The sequence below is a fragment of the Chryseobacterium sp. 22543 genome, assembly GCF_052044565.1.
In the GTDB taxonomy this organism is placed as follows: domain Bacteria; phylum Bacteroidota; class Bacteroidia; order Flavobacteriales; family Weeksellaceae; genus Chryseobacterium.
In genome coordinates, this window is the sequence record NZ_JBQENH010000001.1 from 1120607 (window position 1) to 1138291 (window position 17685).

The following is a 17685-nucleotide window of genomic DNA, read 5'->3' on the forward strand; positions in this document are numbered from 1 at the left end:
CGAATACAGAAGACTTTAAAAAATAAACTTCTTATGTTAAAACAATTTATAGAAAGACCGGTCCTTTCAACGGTCATCTCCATAATACTCTTATTATTGGGAGCCTTGTCTCTCTTTAATTTACCGATTGCCCTCTTTCCGGACATCGCCCCACCAAGTGTACAGGTAACTGCATTCTATCCGGGAGCCAACGCGGAGGTTGTAGCACGTTCGGTTGCTACCCCAATTGAGGAAGCCGTGAACGGAGTTGAGAACATGACGTATATGACCTCAAATTCCAGTAACGACGGTACAATGACACTGAGTGTCTTCTTCAAACAGGGTGCTGACGCTGATAATGCAGCTGTAAACGTACAAAACCGTGTATCGAAAGCGATGAGCCAATTACCTCAGGAGGTAGTACAGGCCGGGATTTCTACCCAGAAAGTACAGAACAGTATGATCATGTTCATGGGTTTGACCAGTGAAAATGAAAAACAATATGACGAACTATTCCTTCAAAACTACCTGAAGATTAATGTTATTCCTCAGATACAGCGTATTCCAGGGGTAGCACAGGCTCAGGTATTCGGTACAAGAGATTACTCGATGAGAATCTGGCTGAAACCGGACAGACTGGCTGCCAACAACCTTTCTCCTCAGGAAGTTCTTGGAGCTATCAAAGATCACAATCTTGAAGCCGCTCCGGGCCGTTTGGGACAGGGAAGTAAGGAAACTTATGAGTATATCCTTAAATACAAAGGAAAACTGAATAAGAATGAAGACTATGAAAATATTGCTATTAAAGCCAATAGTGACGGTTCATTCTTAAGATTAAAAGACGTAGCAAGAGTAGAATTCGGTTCTTATACTTATACGGCAACAAACAGAGTAGACGGGAAACCGGTTGCCGGATTTGCAATTTTACAGACTGCAGGTTCCAATGCGAATGAAATCCTTACTGAAATTGAAAGTCAGGTGAAAGTAATGGAAACTACCCTTCCAAAAGGAGTAAAGCCAATTATTATGTATAATTCCAAAGACTTCCTGGATGCATCTATCCATCAGGTTGTGGAAACTTTAGTCATTGCCTTCATTCTGGTATTTATTGTAGTATATATTTTCCTTCAGGATTTCAGGTCTACATTAATTCCGGCTATTGCAGTACCAGTTGCGATCATCGGAACATTCTTCTTCCTTCAGCTCTTTGGTTTCAGCATCAACATGCTTACGCTGTTTGCATTGGTTCTGGCCATTGGTATTGTAGTGGATGATGCCATTGTAGTGGTGGAAGCCGTCCATTCTAAAATGGAACAAACGGGAATGCCTGTAGAACATGCTACAATGAACTCGATGAGTGAAATCTCAGGAGCTATTATCTCCATTACACTCGTAATGTGTGCGGTATTTATTCCGGTTGGTTTCATGCAGGGACCTGCAGGAGTTTTCTACAGACAGTTTGCGTTTACCTTAGCAATTGCGATTTTAATTTCAGCAGTAAACGCATTGACATTAAGTCCGGCGTTGTGTGCAATGTTCTTAAATGACCCTCAGGGAGAACATGGAGAACACGGTCATAAAACAGGTTTTGGAGCAAGATTTTTCAATGCATTCAATGCAAGCTTCAACAACATGACCAGAAAATATATCTATAGCCTTAAGTTTTTAATTAAAAATAAATGGGTTGCGATAGGAGGACTTGTAGTCATTACAGCAGCAAGTATATTCCTGATTAAAAAAGCACCGTCAGGATTTATTCCTACGGAAGACCAGGGATTCGTATTGTATGCAGTAAATACTCCTCCGGGAAGTTCACTGGAAAGAACGCACAGAGCGACAGCACAAATTGATAAAATTATCAATGGTGAGAAAGCAACCAACCACCTTTGGGTAGCCGATGGGATGAACTTCATCAGTAATGCCAATGCTTCTCCATATTCTGCAGGTTTCATTAAGCTTAAAGATTATGACAAACGTGGTGAAATGAAAGATCCTGATCAGATCGCAGGAACTTTAACAGGAAAGGTAAGCCAGGTGAAAGATGCCAATGCATTCTTCTTCAACTTCCCTACTGTTCAGGGATTCGGTAACGTTTCCGGATTTGAATTCATGCTTCAGGATAAAACAAATGGTTCCTTTGAACAGCTTGGAACAACCACCCAGCAGTTCATTGGTGAATTGATGAAAAGACCTGAAATTGCATTTGCCTTTACGACATATGCTGCAGGAAACCCTCAGTATACCATTGATGTAGATACTGATAAAGCCAATCAGCTGGGTGTTTCTGTAACAGAGCTGATGCAGACGATGCAGATCTATTTCGGAAGTAGCTTTGTATCAGATTTCAACAGATTCGGAAAGTATTACAGAGTAATGGCACAGGCAGATATTCCTTATCGTACTGACGTCAACTCTCTGGAGGGGATTTATGTAAAAAATAAATCGGGAGAAATGGTACCTGCAAAAACACTGGTAACGTTAAAAAGATCTTTCGGTCCTGAAACGGTAACAAGAAATAACCTTTTCAACGCAGTAACAATTAACGGAACTCCAAAACCTGGCTACAGTACCGGAGATGCCATCAAAGCGGTAGAAGAAGTTGCACAGCAATCATTACCAAGAGGTTATGGATACGAATGGACAGGGATTACCCGTGAGGAGATCAAAACAAGCGGGCAGACTGCATTTATTTTCTTCTTAAGTATTTTGTTTGTCTATTTCTTACTCGCAGCTCAGTATGAAAGTTATATTCTTCCATTTGCTATTATTCTTACGATTCCTACAGGGATTTTCGGAGTATTTGCCTTCACAGGACTGGCAGGAATTGATAACAACATCTACGTTCAGGTAGGATTGATCATGCTTGTCGGGCTATTGGCTAAGAATGCCATCCTGATTGTAGAATTTGCTGTACAGAGAAGAAAAGCAGGAAAAACTTTGATTGAGTCTGCACTTCAGGCATCAAGATTACGTTTAAGACCAATCTTAATGACCTCTTTTGCCTTCATCGTGGGGATGCTTCCGCTGGTATGGACACAAGGTGCCTCTTCAAAAGGAAATCACTCTATCGGGTACAGTACCGTAGGAGGAATGCTTACAGGAGTAGTATTCGGAATTTTTATTATTCCGGTAATGTATGTGATCTTCCAGTACCTGCATGAAAAAATGCCAAGCAGAAAACAGAAAAGACTTCTGAAAAAACAAATGGAGGAAGAACTTTTAACTGCTACTCACTAATAAAAAAATGAATTACAAAAACTTAGAGAAAACTTTAAGATCACAAAAGATTAACGAGTCTCTTATTTGTTCTTAATGGTTTGGAAAGCTAAATATTTTCTCCTACTAAAGACAATTTTTGCATAACAGAAAACCTCTCTAAGTTTTGTATTCAATTAAAAGTTAAAAAACTATGAAAAGAGTAAAAAATATTATTCTAACATTTGCGGTGGCCATAGGCTCTGTTTCGTGTGTGTCAAAACTGGCATACACGGAGCCGGAGCTTCCACTTCCGGAAAAATTTCAGTACACCGCAACTGCAGATACTGCCAGCATAGCCAATCTGGAGTGGAAACAGTTCTTCAGCGATCCTATTTTACAGGGATTGATTGAAAAAGGAATCAAAAATAATTATGACCTTCAGATTGCATTAAAACAGGTTGCCTCTTCACAGGAAAAACTGAAACAGGCAAAATATCTGCAATATCCCGATGTAGGATTCGCTGTTTCTGCACAAATTTCAAAACCTTCAGAAAACAGCATGAACGGAAAAAGCTTAAATTCATTTTTAGGACAAAACCATGTTGAAGATTACAATGCAGCCTTCAACCTTTCATGGGAAGCTGACATCTGGGGGAAAATTAAAAACCAGCAGGAAGTTTCAAGAATGCAGTATCTTCAGACTTATGAAGGATCAAAAGCAGTTCAGACTCAGGTAGTAGCAGCTATTGCTCAGGGATATTATAACCTGTTGATGCTTGACAGACAACTAGCTATTGCAAAATCGAATCTGGAGCTAAGCAGCAATACCCTAATGATCACACAAAAAATGTGGGAAAGTGGTGATAATACCTCTTTAGGCGTACAGCAGGCCGCAGCACAGAAACAGGCAACAGAACTTCTGATTACTCAACTGGAACAGAATATTGCTATTCAGGAAAATGCATTGAGTATTTTGGTGGGAGAACTGCCTAATAAAGTAAACAGAACAATTGAAATGTCTGATACTTCTTTACCTCAGAATATTACTGCAGGACTTCCGGCAGCTATGGTAAGCCGTAGACCTGATGTACGCCAGCAGGAACTTGTTTTACTGGAATCGAATGCTACCGTAGGAATTGCTCAGGCCAATATGTATCCGGCACTGAAAATTACAGCTAATGGAGGAGTAAATTCATTCAAGTTTGATAACTGGTTCCAAATTCCGGCTTCTTTATTCGGATCAGTTTTAGGAGGACTTACCCAGCCTATTTTTCAGAAAAGACAGTTGAAAACAGATTTGGAAGTAGCTAAAATTCAAAGAGAGAAAAATGTTCTGGCATTCCGTCAATCAGTATTAAATGCTGTAGGTGAGGTTTCAGATGCTTTGGTATCCAATGAAAACTTAAAAGCTCAGGAACAAAAAGCTACTGAACAGGCAACGACTTTGAAAGACGGAATAAAAAGTGCACAGCTTCTTTACAAAGGAGGTTCAGCCAATTACCTGGAAGTGATTACAGCACAGGGAAATTCCCTACAGGCAGAGTTGAATCTGGCTTCCATTAAAAGACAGAGATTAAGCAGCATTGTAGATTTATACAGAGCTTTAGGCGGCGGTTGGAAGTAGTAAATTAAATTATATTTGTTTTAAGATGCGGTTCTTTTTAGAACCGCATTTTTTTGTATTGTTTCTTTTTATTACAATATGAATTTAAACTTAGATTCCTACGGAATGACAAACTGGATGCTTAATTTATCCATACACTGTGTCATTCCGTAGGAATCTATATTTTCAAAGCTTATTAAGTTTGTATAAGAAAGGCTGTCTGATAATTTAAAAAGTATTTATTTCTGAAACTGCTCAGCAATCCATTTTAGTAAATTTTCAAAATCATTTTGAGCATACCCCAACTGCAAATAATGAATATCATCCGCCTTTCTGTACCATGTCAGCTGACGTTTGGCATACCTACGGCTGTTCTTTTTAATTTCTGAAACCGCAAAATCAAGATCCCATTCTCCATCAATATATTTGAATAATTCTGCATAGCCTACTGTATTTAAAGCAGTCAGCTCTTTGAATTGTTCAAGACCTTTCACCTCATCCAGCAAGCCGTTCTCCATCATAACGTCTACTCTACGATTGATTCTGTCATACAGTTCTTCTCTTGGAGCTTCTATTCCGATTCTGATGACATTAAAATCCCTTGAATCCTGGGATACTGCAATCAATTCAGAATATTTTGTTTCCGTTTGCCAGATCACATCTATGGCCCGTAGAAGCCTGCGGTGGTTGTGAATATCCACCACATTGAAATATTCGGGATCGAGTTTCTGTAGAATTTCCTGAAGTTTTTCTATCCCCTCCTGCTCCATAATCATCTGAAGCTTTTCCTGATTTTCAGTATTGGCTTCAGGAAGATCATGCAAACCTTCTATCACTGCTTTTTCATACATCATACTTCCACCGACAAGAATAACGGTATCATGAGTTGCAAAAAGTTCATTGAGTTTCTGAAGGACATCTTCTTCGTATTGCCCTATAGAATAATATTCTTCAACTGAAAGATTTCCGATAAAATGATGAGGTGCCCCAGCCAGTTCTTCTTCTGAGGGTGCAGCGGTTCCTATTTTCATTTCCTTAAAAAACTGGCGGGAATCACAGGAAATAATCTCAGTACTGAAATGTTGAGCCAAATCAATTGCCAATCTCGTTTTACCAATTCCGGTGGGTCCTACTACAGAAATCAAATTTTTCTTTTTCACCGCGCTAATTTACGAAAATGCATTCATTTGAATTTTTATTCTGCAAAAGAAAGCTGTTGTTATTTTGAACCATTAAGATTTTATGAAGAAGTTAAGAATATTAAGATGAGCTTCGCTTTTAGTATAACGCTTATCAAAATCTATTAGATTTTTTTTTAATTAAACGGAACGGCTTAAATCTTCTTAATGGTTCAAAAATAAATTTAGAATGAATAATCAGATTGTTTACGTTAAAGTTTCATCTTATTACATTATACACTTAAATGTTTATCTTTGTAGAACAATAAAAAACTATGATTTTATCAATGACCGGATTCGGTAGAGCCGAAGATGTTTTTGAAGGAAAAAAAATTACAATAGATATTAAATCATTGAACAGCAAGAGCTTTGATTTGAATATCAAAATTCCTTTACGCTATAAAGAAAAAGAATTTGAAATCAGAAAAATTCTTAATGATAGAATTATCCGTGGAAAAGTAGACTGCTACGTTAATATTGAGAACCTTGAAGAGTCAAATGATGTAAAGATTAATAAAAATTTAATTGACGCTTATATCAAAGAACTTAAAGGCATAGCTTCTGACGGTCCCGATTTCGAATACCTTAAAATGGCGGTAAGACTTCCTGATGCCATCTCATCAAGACCTGATGAACTTACAGAAGGTGAATGGGAATCATTGGCAAAAATTGTCAATAATGCCGTGGACAGATTTGAAGAATTCAGAAGAACTGAAGGCAGCATTCTCCATGAAGAATTAAACAGGAATATTCAGAATATTGACAAATATCTTGGAGAAGTGATTCCTTTTGAAGAAGAAAGAATTGTAAGCGTGAAAGAACGTTATCAGAAATCTTTGAAAGAATTTGAAAATGTTGATGAAACACGTTTTTACCAGGAAATGGCCTATTTTACTGAAAAGCTTGATATCTCTGAAGAAAAGGTAAGACTTACCCAGCACTTGAAATATTATAAAGAAGTAATGGACAATGAATCTTTCAACGGGAAAAAACTGGGCTTTATTTCTCAGGAAATCGGAAGAGAGATCAATACATTAGGTTCTAAAGCTAATCACGCAGAAATCCAGAAACTGGTAGTGATGATGAAAGATGATCTGGAAAAAATTAAAGAACAAACGTTAAACGTATTGTAGGTACGAGGTATGAGATTGTGGTTATTACTTGTAAGAATGCCCCGGAACTCAAAACCCGTAACCCGAAATTGTAAAAAATGGATAAAGTAATTATATTTTCAGCACCATCAGGGAGCGGAAAAACTACATTGGTAAAACATTCTCTGGAAACATTTCCGGAACTGAATTTTTCAATCTCATGTACCACAAGACAGCCGAGAGGAAGCGAAGTTCATCAGGTGGATTATCATTTTCTGACACCTGATGAATTCAGACAGAAAATTTCTGAAGGTGCTTTTGTAGAATATGAAGAAGTATATACTGACAAATATTACGGTACTTTAAAATCTGAAGTAGAAAAAATCTGGAATCAGGGAAAAGTAGTTATTTTTGATGTAGATGTAAAAGGAGGTATTTCATTAAAAAAATATTTCGGTGAAAAAGCCCTGTCTATTTTTATAGAACCGCCTTCCATTGAAGAATTGGAACGAAGATTGATTTCAAGAAATACAGATGATGCAGAAACCATAAAAACCCGCGTAGCAAAGGCAGAAGAAGAAATGTCCTACGCCAGCGAGTTTGATAAGATCGTGATTAATACCGATCTTGATGTAGCTAAAAAAGAAATAGAAAGTTTAATAAAAAGTTTTATCAGTAATTAATGGCTGAAAGATGGAAGCAGGAAGATGGGAGCAACCGAAATACTCTCAAAATCTAACTTCCAATTTCTAACCTCTAACTTCTGATACTAAAAAATTGAGGTTGATATGAGTACCGAAACATTAGAAAAAGCTAAATCTGCAATTCCTGTCAGAGGATTTCTGGATATAAAAGATATAGCTATTCCTCAGGGAGAAGAGTTGGTAAAAGCCATTCTTAAACTTAAAGAGGAGAAAAATGCTGTTATTCTTGCCCATTACTACCAGCCGGGAGAGATTCAGGATATCGCTGATTTCCTGGGAGATTCCTTACAACTGGCAAGACAGGCAAAAGACACGAATGCAGACATGATTGTATTCTGCGGTGTACATTTCATGGCGGAAGCGGCTAAAATTCTGAACCCAACTAAAAAAGTAGTTCTTCCTGATACCATGGCCGGATGCTCTCTGGCAGACGGTTGTTCTGGAGAAGGGTTAAGAAAAATGCGTGAACAGCACCCGAATGCTTTAATTGCAACTTACATCAACTGTAACGCAGAAACTAAAGCAGAAAGTGATATCATCGTAACCAGTTCAAATGCTGAAACCGTAATAGAAGCACTTCCGAAAGACAGACCTATTATTTTCGCACCAGACAAAAATCTGGGAAGATATTTATCTAAGAAAACAGGTCGTGATATGATCCTTTGGGATGGAAGCTGTATAGTACACGAAGCATTTTCAATGGAAAGAATTGCCCAGCAGCTGGCAGATAATCCAGATGCCAAGCTGATTGCACACCCTGAAAGTGAAGAAGCTGTTTTGAAACTGGCTCACTTTATCGGTTCTACTTCTGCCCTGTTGAATTATGTGGAAAAAGATGACTGTCAGAAATTCATCATTGCTACAGAAGAAGGTATTCTTCACGAAATGAGAAAACGTGCTCCTCACAAGGAACTGATTCCAGCATTGGTTTTTGATGAAAGCTGTAACTGCTCGGAATGTTTCTATATGAAACGTAATACAATGGAAAAATTGTACTTATGTATGAAGTATGAACTTCCGGAAATTCTTATCGACGAAGAATTAAGATTAAAAGCATTGAAACCTATTGAAGCAATGCTTGATCTTTCAAAAAGCATAAAATAAACAAAGAGGCTGTCTCTGAAAGAATTTACTTTTGAGACAGCCCTTTTTATTTTTAGTCCGCAGTAATTGCAACAAAACAATCTGCACTTACAACAACGCACATTCTGCAATTCTCAGACAATCTCCAATATGCCTCGCATGAAGGATCACTGGAAGAGCCTGGGCCAAAAACCAGATGGGTAGGACAGCCGTCACATTTTGATACACCAGCCCCTATCATCTGTTCCAAATCTCTTCTGTTCAATTTCTTTAAATCTTTCATAAAAGTCTGATTATCTTTTAAGAAACTCCTCCGTCCACACATTCCATACTTACCAGAACACACATCTTGCAGTAGTCGGGAAGCCCCTGATAAGCAGAACATGGATACTGATATTCAGGACCATCTCCGAATGTAGCATGTTGTGGGCATCCTGCACATCTTGAAGGGCCTGCTGCTCCATTTAATTGTCCAAGCTCTTTTCTGTTTAATTTCTTTAAATTTTTCATAGTAGTTTTAAATTAAATGTTGATTATATGTTTTACAACAAATTGATGGTTTTTAAATAATATATTTTCTAACCCTCCAGAACCATACAGCTTCCTGGAATAGATGGATCATAAGGGAAAAGATAAAGACAAACTTTACGCCCTCTAAAATCTGTACATACCGCACAACCTTTCGGTCCGCAATCAAGATCTACAGCACAGGTATCTCCTCCACCTCCAATAATAGCTCTTAAGCTTTCTCTGTTTAATTTTTTTGAATTTTTCATGGTAGTTTAATTTTAAAATTAAGTTTTAATTTTTTTCATTGGATTGTATAAGCAGCAATACTTACAGCATTGGTGCATAACAGGTTCCTCCCGGTTTCAGCCAGCATCCCCATTTCCCCCCTCCTCGGAAACATACAAATTGTTCACCACCACAGGCTTCAATCTGGATATCGGTAAATCCTCCAGCGATGTTTTTCTTTTCTTCGCGTGATAATTTCTTAATTGTTTTCATATTGTAATAATTTTAGTATTCTGTAATAAAAAACAACAAACTTTTTGTCATTAAAAATTAATAAGGACCAAAGCATTCAAAACTCACTAATACTCTTCCTTTACAACATTCTGGTAAGGCATGATAATCAGCACATGACCTTGGTTCACCTGGTCCGTAGGGTCCGGCAGGACAGTTCGCATTACAAGGGCCTATTCCACCGTTGACAGATTTTAAATCATTTCGATTGATTTTCTTTAAATTTTTCATATTTATTTTTTTGATTAGATTTCAGGATAGATACATAATGAACTTACGAATACACAGGATTTGCAGCGTCCCGGTAATGCATCATATTCTTCACAGGAATGTGCAAATTCAGGGCCTGGGCCGTATCCTCCACCTGTAGGACATCCGTCACATCTGAATGCCGCTCCACTGATTTGCCCTAAACCTTTCCGAGAAATTTTCTTTAAATTTTTCATGGTTATGTCGTTATTAGTTAATCTTATAAATATAACATTTTTAATCAATTACAACAAATATATCTCTAAAAAAGGAAATATATTTTATTATATTAAAAACTTGGCTGTTTCAAAATAATTTGTACATTTGTTCTGTTACAATGAATTTGTTAAGAAACATATCTGATATTTCTGACCTGAGATTACCTATTTCAGGCATATCTTCCGTTTCTACATTCACAACTACAACAACTACCCCATAACGGGGTAAATTTTCACATATTATTTCCGGCACCGTACTCTTTTTTTAAAGAGTAACCATTTCTTTTTACCCAACTTCAAAAAAATAATTGATGAAAGTTTTAAAATTCGGCGGAACATCAGTCGCCCATTCTCAGAATATTCTACTGGTGGAAAAAATCATAAAAGATGAATCTTTAAAAAACAAAATAGTTGTTATTGTATCAGCACTTCATGGCGTTACCGACCAACTGATCAGGGCAGCAGAATATGCTTCTGTAAAAGATGAAAACTATGTTCAGATTATTCAGAATCTGGAAGAAAAACATATCAGTCTGGTCAAAGATCTTTTTCCAATCACAGAACAAAGTTCATGGCTAAGCTTTGTAAAAAAGCATTTCAATGACATTGAAGATCTTTGCAACGGAATTGCCGTTCTTGGTGAGCTGACAAACAGAATAAAAGATAGAATAGCTTCTTATGGAGAGCTTCTGTCTTCAAAAATTATTGCAGCAAGACTTCAGCATAAAGAATTAGACTCTGTGTGGATGAATTCCGCAGAACTGATCAGAACAGACAGCAATTTCACCCATGCAAAAGTAAATTTCGACGCTACCGAAAAAAATATTATTCATTTTCTGAATGAAAATCAGAACCGTATTATTATAGGTCCGGGGTTTGTAGCTCATGATGAAAAGAACAACCCAACAACATTAGGAAGAGGCGGTTCGGATTATACTGCTTCTATTATTGCTGCTTCCGCTCATGCAGAAGAACTCCAGATCTGGACCGATGTAAGCGGAATGATGACCGCTGACCCTCGTCTTGCTTCCAATGCTAAACCTATTTCAGAAATATCTTATCATGAAGCCATGGAACTTTCTCATTTTGGGGCAAAAGTACTTTATCCACCTTCCATTCAGCCTGTAATGATAAAAAATATAGACCTGATCATCAAGAATACTTTTGATCCTGAATCACCGGGAACTTTAATTTCTCATCAACAGAAATCTTCAGACAATGAAAAACAGATTGCAGTAGGTATTTCAAATATGAATAATATTGCTCTGCTTACATTGGAAGGAAGCGGTATGGTAGGAATTCCGGGTATTTCTGCAAAACTTTTCCAGTGTTTAAGTAACGAAAAAATAAATGTAATCCTTATTACACAAGGATCATCAGAACATTCTATCACTATAGCTATTGAAGAAAAAGAAGCTTTACGTGCTGAACACGCGATCAATTCTTCTTTCGAAGATGATATCAATCTTAAAAGGGTTTATGCCGTAAAAATTGAAACAGGACTTTCCATTGTAGCACTTGTAGGAGAAAGCATGAAAAGCAGAAGCGGTGTAAGTGCAAAAATGTTCGGATGCCTGGGAAATAACGGAATCAATATAAGAGCGATCGCACAGGGTTCTTCGGAAAGAAATATCAGTATTGTTATTTCAGAAAAGGACAGTAAGAAAGCTGTGAATGTACTTCATGAAGAATTTTTTGAGTCTGAAATAAAACAGATCCACATCTATATCTGTGGAACAGGAAATGTAGGCTCAAAACTGATTCAGCAGATTTATGACCAAAACGAATATTTAAAGGAAAACTTTTTGATCAACTTGAGAATTGCAGGGATTTCCAATAGCCGTTATATGCTGTTTTCAGATCAGGGAATATCAAAGGAAAACTACCTTAACTGGAATCAACAGGGAGAAAAAGCCTCTGCCAATGAATTTGCCAATGAAATTATCCACAGAAACCTTAGAAATTCCGTTTTTGTTGATATAACTGCAAGCCCTGACGTTCCTGAAGTGTATCAAAGCCTATTGAAAAGAAGTGTGAATATCGTTGCATGTAATAAAATTGCGGCTTCTTCAGATTATAAAAAGTATAAAACCTTAAAAAATACGGCGAGAAACCACAGCTGTAATTTCTATTTTGAAACCAATGTAGGAGCTGGGCTTCCTGTGATAGGAACGATTAACGACCTCATCAAAAGCGGAGATAAAATCCAATCCATCCAGGCCGTTCTGAGTGGAACATTGAATTTTGTCTTTAATGAATATGATGGCAGCAGAACATTCTCTGAAGTAGTAGCTCAGGCTCAGAAAGAAGGATATACAGAACCGGATCCGAGACTCGATTTGTCGGGAACTGATGTAGCAAGAAAAATTTTAATTCTGGCAAGAGAAGCCGGATATCCCCTTCAGTTTGACGAAATTGAAAACATAGGTTTTCTGCCTGAAGAATGCATGCAGGGAAGCGTTGACAGTTTTTACGAAAAACTCTCAGTGTATGAAAATCACTTTAAAAACTTATTTAACGAAGCTAAAAACGAAGGCAAAATATTAAAATACGTTGCAAAGTTTGAAGAGGGAAAAGCAAAAGTAGGTTTACAGCATATCGCTCCGGACAGTGATCTGTTTCATCTTTATGGCAAAGACAATATTGTCATTTTTAAAACCCTTAGATATTCCGAGCAGCCTTTGGTCGTAAAAGGAGCCGGTGCCGGAGCTGATGTAACGGCAAGCGGAGTTTTTGCAGATATTATTCGTTCTATTTAAATACAATTATGAAAAAAGTAAAACTAAAAGTCCCGGCTACTGTTGCCAATCTGGTTTGCGGATTTGATATTCTGGGAATGGCTGTTCATGATCCATATGATGAGATGGAATTCAGATTGTTGGAAACTCCTGAAATCATTATAAAACATACCGATTCTTTTGGACTTCCCGAAGAACCTTCCAGTAATGTTGCAGGTATTGTCCTTTTAAAAATTCAGGAATATTTTAATCTGAAGAATGGTTTTGAGGTGATTATCCGTAAACATATAAAACCTGGAAGCGGGCTCGGCTCCAGTGCGGCAAGTGCCGCCGGAGCCGCCTTTGGAGCCAATGCATTATTAGGAAACAAATTGTCACAAGAAGAGATGATTCATTTTGCCATGTTTGGAGAAGAACTGGCTTCAGGAGTACGTCATGCAGATAACATTGCTCCGTGTATCTATGGGGGAATTACCCTGGTAAAATCTACCAATCCCATTGATATCATTCCGCTGAACAGTCCAGATTTATTTGTAACAGCAGTACATCCGCAGGTGGAAGTCAAAACTTCAGATGCAAGGCAGATATTAAAGAAAAATATCAGTTTAAAAAGCGCTGTAGAACAATGGGGAAATATAGCTGGTCTTGTAGCAGGAATTCAGAAAAATGATTTTCCATTGATTGGCAGGAGTCTTCACGATGTCATTATAGAACCAATCCGTAGTATTCTGATTCCGAAATTTGGCGAAATTAAAGCCAAAAGCTTGCAATTGGGAGCTCTGGGAGGAGGAATTTCCGGATCAGGACCTTCTATTTTTATGCTGTCTCAACAAAAAGAAACGGCAGAAAAAATTGCTCAGATGATGAAATCAGTATATGATGAGATTGAAATAGAAAATCTTATATATGTTTCAAAAATAAATCCAACAGGCATTCAAATCGTTGAAGAAGTTTAACCTAAAAAACAGAAATGAAATATTATAACTTAAAAGATACTCTGGAAAAAATTAACTTCAGAGAAGCAACAATAAAAGGTCAGGGAAAAGAAAAAGGATTGTTTTTCCCTGAAAGTATTCCTCAGTTTGACGACAGATTTATTCAAAATCTTCATCAGTATTCTAATGAAGAAATTGCTTATCAATGCATGAAAGATTTTGTGGGAGATGAAATTCCTTCAGAAGTCCTGAAAGAAATTGTGGCAGAAACGGTCAGTTTTGAAATTCCTCTGGTAAAGATCAATGAGCATATCTCTATTTTGGAATTGTTTCATGGTCCCACTCTTGCCTTTAAAGATATCGGTGCGAGATTTATGAGTCGTTGTCTGTCTTATTTCCTGAAAGATCAGCAGAAAAAAGTTACTGTTCTTGTGGCAACTTCCGGAGATACAGGAGGTGCTGTTGCCCATGGGTTTTATAAGATTCCACAAATCAATGTGGTCATACTGTACCCTAAAAACAGAGTAAGCCCGGTTCAGGAGAAACAATTGACAGCACTAGGAGAAAATATTTCAGCATTGGAAGTAAATGGCAGTTTCGATGACTGTCAAAATCTTGTCAAGCAGGCTTTTTCTGATGAAGAAATTAATAATCAGTTATTTCTGACCTCAGCCAATTCTATTAACGTTGCGAGATGGCTTCCTCAGCAGATTTATTATTTAATAGCTTTAAAACAATGGATCCAACATCATAAAGAAGAACCGGTAATCTGTGTTCCGAGTGGAAATTTCGGAAATATCTGCGCCGGGCTTCTTGCTCATTTCAGAGGTCTTTCTGCCAGTCATTTTATTGCAGCCTGTAATTCTAATCAGGTAATTCCTGATTATTTTAAAACTCAGAACTACCAGCCACAAAAAGCAGTTGCTACTTTATCTAATGCCATGGATGTGGGAGATCCGAGCAATTTCGTAAGGATTTTAGAGCTTTTCGGACATCGGTTTGATGCTTTAAAAAATAAAATATCTGCATATTCCATTGATGATGATAAAACAATGAATATCATCACAGAAGTGTATAAGAAATACGCCTATATTCTGGAGCCTCACAGTGCCGTAGCATTTGCTGCTATGGAACAGTATCTGCAAAAAAATCCTGGTCAAAAAGGGTTTATCATCGGAACTGCACACCCTGTAAAATTCCCCGATGCTGTGGAAAAAGCAATCCATACTCAGATTGAAACTCCTGAGTCATTGAGTGAACTGATGAAAAAGGAGAAAAAAACTGTAGAAATAAATTCAGATTTTGAAGAATTAAGACGATTTTTGCTTCATAAAATATGAGGCAATGAGCAAAATATATCTTGAAGATGTACGAATATATGCGTACCATGGCGTACTTCCTGAGGAAAACATTATCGGGACGTCTTATATTCTGAATGTAGAACTTCATACTGATCTGTGGAAAGCAGCAGCATCTGACGATTTGCATGATACCATAAGCTATGCGGATATCAATGATATTCTTCACAAGGAAATGAAAATAAAATCCAGATTACTGGAACATGTAGCCGGAAGAATAATCTCAACCATCCACAACAGCTTTCCACAGGTTGATTATATTAAATTAAAAATTACCAAAACAGCTCCCCCTATGCAGGGAGAAATGACAGGTGCCAGCATTGAGCTGGAAAAAAGCTTTAAACCGGAAAATTAAAATTCTTATTTTCGTTCATTAAAAAAACATACAAATTGAAATTCGTTAAAATATTATTTTTAGTAGCAGGTATCAGCGTTTTTGGTCAGGCCGGCGTTGATAATCAGTTGGCAGCTTATAATTTTCCAAAGATAAAGTCCAGTATTACGATGCCTGTGACAATTCCTCTTTCGGAACTGAGCAATATGATCAATGCTTCTGTGAAAGAGCTTGTTTACCAGGATGACTCTTATACTGACAATAACAATGATCAGTTTAAAGTAAAAGTATGGAAAACCAGGCCTATTCGTCTTGTTGGCGGAACCAGTCAGAATTTACTGATTGAAGTTCCTTTAAAAATATGGGCAGAAAAAGGAATCGGAACTTTGGGAGTATACACATATCAGAATACAACTTTTGAAACGGTAATGTCATTCAATACAACTGTTACTTTTAAGAATAACTGGACCATTACTACCAATACACAGCCCAATGGATTCAGGTGGGTAACAAAACCCGTTCTTGATTACGGAAGAATACAGATTCCCATTACCTCTATTGTTGAAAAAAGCTTAAAAGAACAGCAGGAAAAATTCTGTAAGACGATAGATCAGCAAATGGCTACACAGCTGAATTTCCAACAATATGCCTTAATGGCCTGGAATACATTTCTGCAGCCTTTCAATATCTCCGAAGAATATAATACATGGCTGAAGGTTAGCCCGGTGGGAGTCAATATTACTCCTTTGAAATTTTATGGTAACCAGATCAATGCTACGCTTGGTGTTGATATTTATTCCGAAACTTTTACAGGAAATAAACCTGCAGCTTCTTCACCGGTAACCAGTGTTGCCAATTTTAACTCCACTCCTACTGTTGCGGATAAGTTTATTTTACAGACTACAGCCAATATCCCTTTTACAGAGGCAAGCAGTATGGCAAGAAAAACATTCCTGAATAAGGAATTTGATATTCGTGACTCTAAAGTGAAAGTCACTGATATCAGAGTATATGGAGTTGATAACAGAGTGGTTATCGAAGCTCAGACCGACGGCTATATAAAAGGTACGGCCATTATTTCCGGAATTCCTGTGTATGATGATACAAAAAGAAAAATTGTTTTATCAGAGACCAAATTTAAACTGAAAACTACCAATATCCTTCAGAAAACAGCTTCTCTCCTTTTCCAGGGAAAAATTGTAAAAATGATTGAAGATGAATATGGTATTCCAACCCAGGAGCTGGAAGAAGCATCAAGAAAGAGTATTGAAGAAGCTTTTAATAAAGAATACTATAAAGGTTTAAAGATGAACGGGAAAGTTTTCAATCTGAAACCCAGTAAAATTCTACTCAACAATACCGGAATTACAGCAGTGATTGACACGAATGCCTCATTAAAATTACTGGTCAACGGATTTTAAAATTTCAATAAAAAACTAAACTAAAAACTAATAACCGATTCATGAGAAAATATTTAGTCGTTGTAGACAGAAACAGAGCCCAAAAGGGGATAAGACTTGCTAATCTTATAATTGACAGAGCTATTATCACCATTATCTTTTTTGCTTTTGGAGTTATTGCAGCCCTGACATATAATCTTACCAGTAATGATTTTCTTCTCAAAATTGTGTATAAAATGTCAGAAATAAATAAATTCCTGGATATACTGATCACCTCTTTAATCTATTTTATGTACACTTTTCTCATAGAATATTTTACAAAAGGTAGATCTATTGGCAAGTATATCACAGGAACTAAAGTTATTTGTATTGATGGTACAGAGCCTACTTTCAATGATTATCTTATCCGGAATATTTCCAGGTTCGTTCCCTTTGACGGTCTTTCTTTTTTAGGAGAAAACGGCTGGCATGACAAATGGAGTGAAACAAGAGTTATCAACATCAAAAATTATCAGGCTGAAATTCAAGCAAAAAGCGAAATCGAGGCTCTTGGAAAGAAAGAAATTGCTTAAAAACTTTTGTTCATAAAGA

18 protein-coding genes are annotated in these 17685 nt (G+C 37.1%); 11 read left to right on the plus strand and 7 right to left on the minus strand.

Features of this window, described 5'->3' with window-relative positions:
* Positions 1–33: 33 nt before the first annotated feature.
* Together ACTJIP_RS05015 and ACTJIP_RS05020 are read left to right on the plus strand one after the other, a co-directional pair.
* Positions 34–3216 (plus strand): efflux RND transporter permease subunit, encoded by a 3183-nt coding sequence (locus tag ACTJIP_RS05015; RefSeq protein WP_077419050.1) that lies wholly within the window; start codon positions 34–36, stop codon positions 3214–3216.
* A 172-nt stretch (positions 3217–3388) separates the two neighbouring features.
* Entirely contained in the window at positions 3389–4801 is a 1413-nt protein-coding gene (locus ACTJIP_RS05020; RefSeq protein WP_180564530.1) for an efflux transporter outer membrane subunit, read from the plus strand.
* 218 nt (positions 4802–5019) lie between these two features.
* Here the strand turns inward: ACTJIP_RS05020 and miaA are convergent, their stop codons facing one another.
* Positions 5020–5940 (minus strand): tRNA (adenosine(37)-N6)-dimethylallyltransferase MiaA, encoded by a 921-nt coding sequence (miaA, locus tag ACTJIP_RS05025; protein ID WP_077419048.1) that lies wholly within the window; start codon positions 5938–5940, stop codon positions 5020–5022.
* 293 nt (positions 5941–6233) lie between these two features.
* Between miaA and ACTJIP_RS05030 the strand changes: the two genes are divergently transcribed.
* The 3 genes from ACTJIP_RS05030 (at position 6234) to nadA (ending at position 8857) form a co-directional block, all read left to right on the plus strand.
* Complete coding sequence (locus tag ACTJIP_RS05030) at positions 6234–7091, plus strand: YicC family protein (RefSeq protein ID WP_077419047.1); 858 nt, start codon at positions 6234–6236, stop codon at positions 7089–7091.
* Positions 7092–7168: 77 nt separating this feature from the next.
* Complete coding sequence (gene gmk / locus ACTJIP_RS05035) at positions 7169–7732, plus strand: guanylate kinase (RefSeq protein ID WP_077419046.1); 564 nt, start codon at positions 7169–7171, stop codon at positions 7730–7732.
* Positions 7733–7837: 105 nt separating this feature from the next.
* On the plus strand, positions 7838–8857 hold the full coding sequence (gene nadA / locus ACTJIP_RS05040; RefSeq protein ID WP_077419045.1) for a quinolinate synthase NadA: 1020 nt from the start codon (positions 7838–7840) through the stop codon (positions 8855–8857).
* 52 nt (positions 8858–8909) lie between these two features.
* On the opposite strand, the gene ACTJIP_RS05045 is transcribed toward nadA, so the two are convergent.
* The 6 genes from ACTJIP_RS05045 to ACTJIP_RS05070 all read right to left on the minus strand — a co-directional run bounded on the left by ACTJIP_RS05045 (position 8910) and on the right by ACTJIP_RS05070 (position 10308).
* Entirely contained in the window at positions 8910–9101 is a 192-nt protein-coding gene (locus ACTJIP_RS05045; RefSeq protein WP_440704178.1) for a hypothetical protein, read from the minus strand.
* 35 nt (positions 9102–9136) lie between these two features.
* Positions 9137–9346, minus strand: coding sequence for a bacteriocin-like protein (locus ACTJIP_RS05050; RefSeq protein WP_077419043.1), 210 nt, complete (start codon positions 9344–9346; stop codon positions 9137–9139).
* Positions 9347–9414: 68 nt separating this feature from the next.
* The gene (locus tag ACTJIP_RS05055; protein ID WP_077419042.1) at positions 9415–9612 is read right to left on the minus strand and encodes a hypothetical protein; all 198 of its coding nucleotides are present in this window, start codon (positions 9610–9612) and stop codon (positions 9415–9417) included.
* A 61-nt stretch (positions 9613–9673) separates the two neighbouring features.
* Positions 9674–9844 (minus strand): bacteriocin-like protein, encoded by a 171-nt coding sequence (locus ACTJIP_RS05060; RefSeq protein WP_175627291.1) that lies wholly within the window; start codon positions 9842–9844, stop codon positions 9674–9676.
* Between the two features lie 57 nt (positions 9845–9901).
* Complete coding sequence (locus ACTJIP_RS05065; RefSeq protein ID WP_219073213.1) at positions 9902–10093, minus strand: bacteriocin-like protein; 192 nt, start codon at positions 10091–10093, stop codon at positions 9902–9904.
* Between the two features lie 14 nt (positions 10094–10107).
* A complete protein-coding gene (locus ACTJIP_RS05070) occupies positions 10108–10308 on the minus strand; it encodes a bacteriocin-like protein (protein WP_077419041.1) in 201 nt (66 codons plus the stop codon).
* Positions 10309–10640: 332 nt separating this feature from the next.
* On the opposite strand from ACTJIP_RS05070, the gene thrA reads away from it, so the two are divergent.
* Genes thrA through ACTJIP_RS05100 form a run of 6 tightly spaced genes read left to right on the plus strand, consistent with a single transcriptional unit; the run spans position 10641 to position 17666 of the window.
* Positions 10641–13088: a bifunctional aspartate kinase/homoserine dehydrogenase I gene (gene thrA, locus ACTJIP_RS05075; protein ID WP_428168513.1), complete on the plus strand. Its 2448-nt coding sequence runs from the start codon at positions 10641–10643 to the stop codon at positions 13086–13088.
* Between the two features lie 8 nt (positions 13089–13096).
* A complete protein-coding gene (locus ACTJIP_RS05080; RefSeq protein WP_440704179.1) occupies positions 13097–14023 on the plus strand; it encodes a homoserine kinase in 927 nt (308 codons plus the stop codon).
* Positions 14024–14037: 14 nt separating this feature from the next.
* The gene (gene thrC / locus ACTJIP_RS05085; RefSeq protein WP_440704180.1) at positions 14038–15342 is read left to right on the plus strand and encodes a threonine synthase; all 1305 of its coding nucleotides are present in this window, start codon (positions 14038–14040) and stop codon (positions 15340–15342) included.
* Positions 15343–15346: 4 nt separating this feature from the next.
* Positions 15347–15715, plus strand: a complete 369-nt coding sequence (gene folB, locus ACTJIP_RS05090) for a dihydroneopterin aldolase (protein ID WP_440704181.1) — start codon at positions 15347–15349, stop codon at positions 15713–15715.
* A 35-nt stretch (positions 15716–15750) separates the two neighbouring features.
* Positions 15751–17115, plus strand: a complete 1365-nt coding sequence (locus ACTJIP_RS05095) for a DUF4403 family protein (RefSeq protein WP_077419036.1) — start codon at positions 15751–15753, stop codon at positions 17113–17115.
* A gap of 41 nt (positions 17116–17156) precedes the next feature.
* Complete coding sequence (locus ACTJIP_RS05100) at positions 17157–17666, plus strand: RDD family protein (protein ID WP_219073218.1); 510 nt, start codon at positions 17157–17159, stop codon at positions 17664–17666.
* The last annotated feature ends 19 nt before the right edge of the window (positions 17667–17685 follow it).